At 72.3% G+C, this 4,145-nt stretch carries 1 protein-coding gene; it reads left to right on the plus strand.

Annotated features, from left to right (window positions below):
- The first annotated feature begins 18 nt into the window (after nt 1-18).
- Complete coding sequence (locus VF794_RS27090; RefSeq protein ID WP_331115291.1) at nt 19-3,948, plus strand: ATP-binding protein; 3,930 nt, start codon at nt 19-21, stop codon at nt 3,946-3,948.
- Nucleotides 3,949-4,145: the final 197 nt, after the last annotated feature.

A 4,145-nucleotide genomic window follows, 5' to 3' on the forward strand; every position in this document is an offset into this window, starting at 1 on the left:
GGGGGCTAGAGCCGGCTGCTGGAGGAGTTCTCCACGCGCGCCCGCCAGCACCGCACCTGGGTGCTCCAGGGCCAGGCGGTGGCCCAGGCCGCGCAGCGGCCCTTCCAGCTCGTCGCGGACGTGGCCTCGGGCATCGCCACGGCGGCCCTGGAGCGGCCCGCGCTGGCGGAGCTGCTGCGCGAGCGGCTGATGGAGCAGGCGGCGGCGGTGTGCATGGTGCTGCCGCAGCTCCAGCCGGTGCTGCGCCCCTCGAAGCAGGAGAGCCTCGGCCCCGAGTCCCTGGGCGAGAGTCGCGGTATCTGGGCCCTCACCCAACTGCTGGGTGCCCTGGGCACGCGGACCGAGCCCGCGCTGGTGCTGCTCGACGACAGCCAGTGGGCGGACGAGCCCACGCTCAAGGCCCTGGAGAGCTGGCAGCAGGCACGCCGGGAGGCCCTGGGGCACGTGCTCATCGTGGTGTCCTTCCGCAGCGAGGAGGTGGGGCCCGGGCACGTGCTGCGCCGGCTCAACCCGGACGCCCACCTGCGGCTGGCGGCCTTCGGCACCACCGAGGTGGTGCGCATGCTGGAGTCCATGGCCGGCACCCTGCCGCGCGAGGCCACCGAGGTGGTGGCGCGCCTGTCCGAGGGCAATCCCTTCATGGCCTCGGCGGTGCTGCACGGCCTGGTGGAGGACGGCGCGCTGGTGCCGGGCCCACGTGGCTGGCAGGTGGAGCCCGAGGCCATGGCCCATGTGCGCTCCTCGCGGCAGGCGGCCTCCTTCCTGGTGCGCCGGCTCAAGCTGCTGCCACCCGACTCGCTCAGCCTGCTGTCCGTGGGCGCGGTGCTGGGCAAGAACTTCGCCCTGGACCGGGTAGCGGCCCTCTCGGGTAGCTCCCGCGATCAGGTGGCCACCGCGCTGGTGGAGCCGCGGCGCCGGCACATGCTGTGGGAGGGCAGTGGCAGCCGCTACACCTTCGTCCACGACAAGCTGCGCGAGGCCTTGTTGGGGCTGCTCAAGCCCGAGCAGCGCCGCGAGCTGCACCGGCTGGCGGCCCGTACCATCGCCGCCAACCCGCCGGTGGACCCCTTCGAGCTGGCCTACCACTTCGACGCGGCGGGCGAGTATGCCCAGGCCCTCCCGTATGCCCTGGTGGCCGCCGAGCGGGCGCGTCAGCAGTTCGCCCTGGAGACGTCCGAGCTCAACTACCGCATCGCCGAGCGCGGCGCGGCCCGGGCCGACACCGCCACGCGCTTCCGCCTCGCCGCCGGCCTCGGGGACGTCCTCATGCTGCGCGGGCGCTATGACACCGCCCAGCAGCAGCTGGAGCTGGCCCAGTCCCTGGCGGGCGACAGGCTCGAGCAGGCCCGCATCTGGTCCAAGCTGGGCGAGCTGACGTTCAAGCTCAACCACAAGGAGGAGGCCGACGCGGCCCTGAAGCAGGGGCTGACGTTGCTGGGGCGGTGGGTGCCCCGCTCCTCGCTGGCGTTCGCCCTGGGTGCCCTCTGGGAGATGGTGGTGCAGACGGGGCACACCCTCATGCCGGACCTGCTCATGGGGCGCCGCTCCCTGGAGCACAGCGAGGAGGACCTGCTCGCGGTCCACTTCTACAGCCGCTTGACCTACAGCTATTGGTTCTTCGGCAACCCCATCGCCACCTTCTGGACGCACCTGCGCGAGGTGAACACGGCCGAGCGCTATCCGCCCACGCCCGAGCTGGCCCAGGCCTACTCGGAGCACACCCCCATGCTCACGATGATTCCCTGGTTCGAGCGGGCCACCGCCTACGCGGAGAAGTCGCTCGCGCTGCGCCAGGAGCTGGGGGACGTGTGGGGCCAGGGCCAGTCGCTCCACTTCTACGGGCTCGGCCTCTACGCCGCCGGCCGCTTCGAGGAGTCCATCGAGAAGTGCCGCGAGGCGGTGCGGCTGCTCCAGCGCACGGGAGACCAGTGGGAGGTCAACAACGCCCACTACCAGTACGCCATGGCCCTCTACCGGCTGGGCCGGCTGAAGGAGGCACTGGACTCCGCCCAGCGGTTGCATGGGGCGGCGCTGGCCATCGGCGACTCGTACGCGCTGCGGCTGGCGCTGGAGGTCTGGGCGAAGGCGTCCCTGGGGCGCATCCCGCGCAGCCTGCTGGAGGGCTCGCTCATCAACCCCGGCCAGGACACGCAGACGCACGCCAACACCCTGCTGGCCGAGGCGCTGCGCCTCTTGCGCGAGGGCGACCCCACCAGTGCCGTGCCCCTGCTGGAGAAGGCGGACAAGTTGGTGGAGCACGCCCACCTGCGGCACGAGTACGTGGCCCCCATCGTCCCCTGGTTGGTGACGGCGCTGCGCATGCGGGCCGAGGACAGCTCCCCGCTGGCTCCCCGCGTGCGCGCGGAGGCGCTGAAGCGGGCCGAGAAGGTGGCGCGCCGGGCCTACAAGCTCTCGCGCAGCTACCGCAACAACCTCGCCCACACGATGCGCGAGCGGGGGCTGCTGGCCGCCATGGCCGGCAACCCGCGCCGGGCCCGCCGCTACCTCGAGGAGAGCTTGAGCGTGGCCGAGGAGCTGAAGATGCGCCACGAGCGCGCCCAGACGCTCCAGGCGCTGGGCCGCGTGGGCAAGGAGCTGGGCTGGCCGGGCGCCAACGGCTGGGCGGAGGAGGCCCACCGCGAGCTCCAGGAGCTGGAGCAGAACCTGGGCACCGAGGCCCGCGACGGCGCGCAGCAGCCGGAGCGCCCGGGCACCCTCTCGCTGGTGGACCGCTTCCCCAAGGTGCTGGACGCGGGCCGCCGCATCGCCTCGGCCCTCTCGCGCGAGGCGGTGTTCGAAGCCGTGCGCCAGTCCATGTTGGAGCTGCTGCGCGCCGAGCACTGCGCGGTGTTCGACCCGGAGACGCTGCTGCCCGAGGACGAGCTGGCGGCGGCGGGCGTGGGCCGCACCGCGCTCGGCCGGGCCCTGGAGACGGGGCGCCCGACGGTGATGGGCCAGGGCATGCCCGGCGGGGTGAGCGAGAGCATGGAGCTGTTGGGGGTGCGCTCGCTGCTGTGCGCTCCCATCCAGGTGCGCGGCAAGACGGTGGCCTGCGTGTGCGTCAGCCACCGGCAGGTGGGGGAGCTCTTCGGCGAGGACGAGGAGCGTCTGGCCTCCTTCGTCTGCATCCTGGCCGCCGTGGCGCTGGAGAACGCCGAGGGCTTCGAGCGCATGGCCGCCCTTTCCGAGGAGCGGGGCCGGCTCTACCGCGAGGAGCAGGAGGCGGTGCGGCGCCGGGACGACTTCCTCTCCATCGCCGCGCACGAGCTGAAGACGCCCCTCACCTCGCTCCAGCTCCACATCCAGGGCCTCATGTCCCAGGTGCGCCAGGGCGGGGAGCGGATGACGCCGGAGCGGCTCGGCGCGAAGCTGGAGTCCGCCAACCTCCAGACGCAGCGCATGGGCAAGCTGGTCAACGAGCTGCTGGACATCTCGCGCATCGCCCAGGGGCAGATGCTGGGCAAGCTCGAGGACGTGGACCTGGTGCAGGTGGTGCGCGGAGTGGTGGAGCGCTCGCGCGAGAGCCTGGGCCGGGCCGAGTGCGAGCTCCGGCTCAACCTGCCCTCCTCCCTGGTGGGCCACTGGGACGCCATGCGCCTGGAGCAGGTGGTGCTCAACCTGCTCACCAACGCCTCGAAGTACGGCGCGGGCCGGCCCATTGAAATCACCGTGGAGGGCAACGAGGCCTTCGCGCGGCTGCGGGTACGCGACGAGGGCATCGGCATCGCCGAGGAGGACGCCTCGCGCATCTTCGAGCGCTTCGAGCGCGCCGTGTCCGTGCGCCACTACGGTGGCTTCGGCATCGGGCTGTGGATTGTCCGGGAAATCGTCCAGGCGCTCGGCGGCGCCATCGCGGTGGAGAGCGCACCGGGACAGGGCGCCACCTTCACCATCACCCTGCCCCGCCGCGGCCCCGAGGAACCTCGGGGCGACAACGGCCCCCACTGAGGAAGCCGAGGAGGGCCCCCACCGTGGGAGCCCCTGCCTCTAGCGGCGGGTCAGCGCCATGTAGATGACGTTCTGCGTGCTGTCGCGGAACATGTCCACGGAGGCGAGCTGCGCCGGCTCAATCTCCGAGGCGAAGGCACGCACCTGGTTCTCATCGCGGTAGATGAGCCACCAGTCCATGAAGGCCTCGAGGTAGC

The organism is Archangium sp. (assembly GCF_036389735.1).
Taxonomy (GTDB): domain Bacteria; phylum Myxococcota; class Myxococcia; order Myxococcales; family Myxococcaceae; genus Archangium.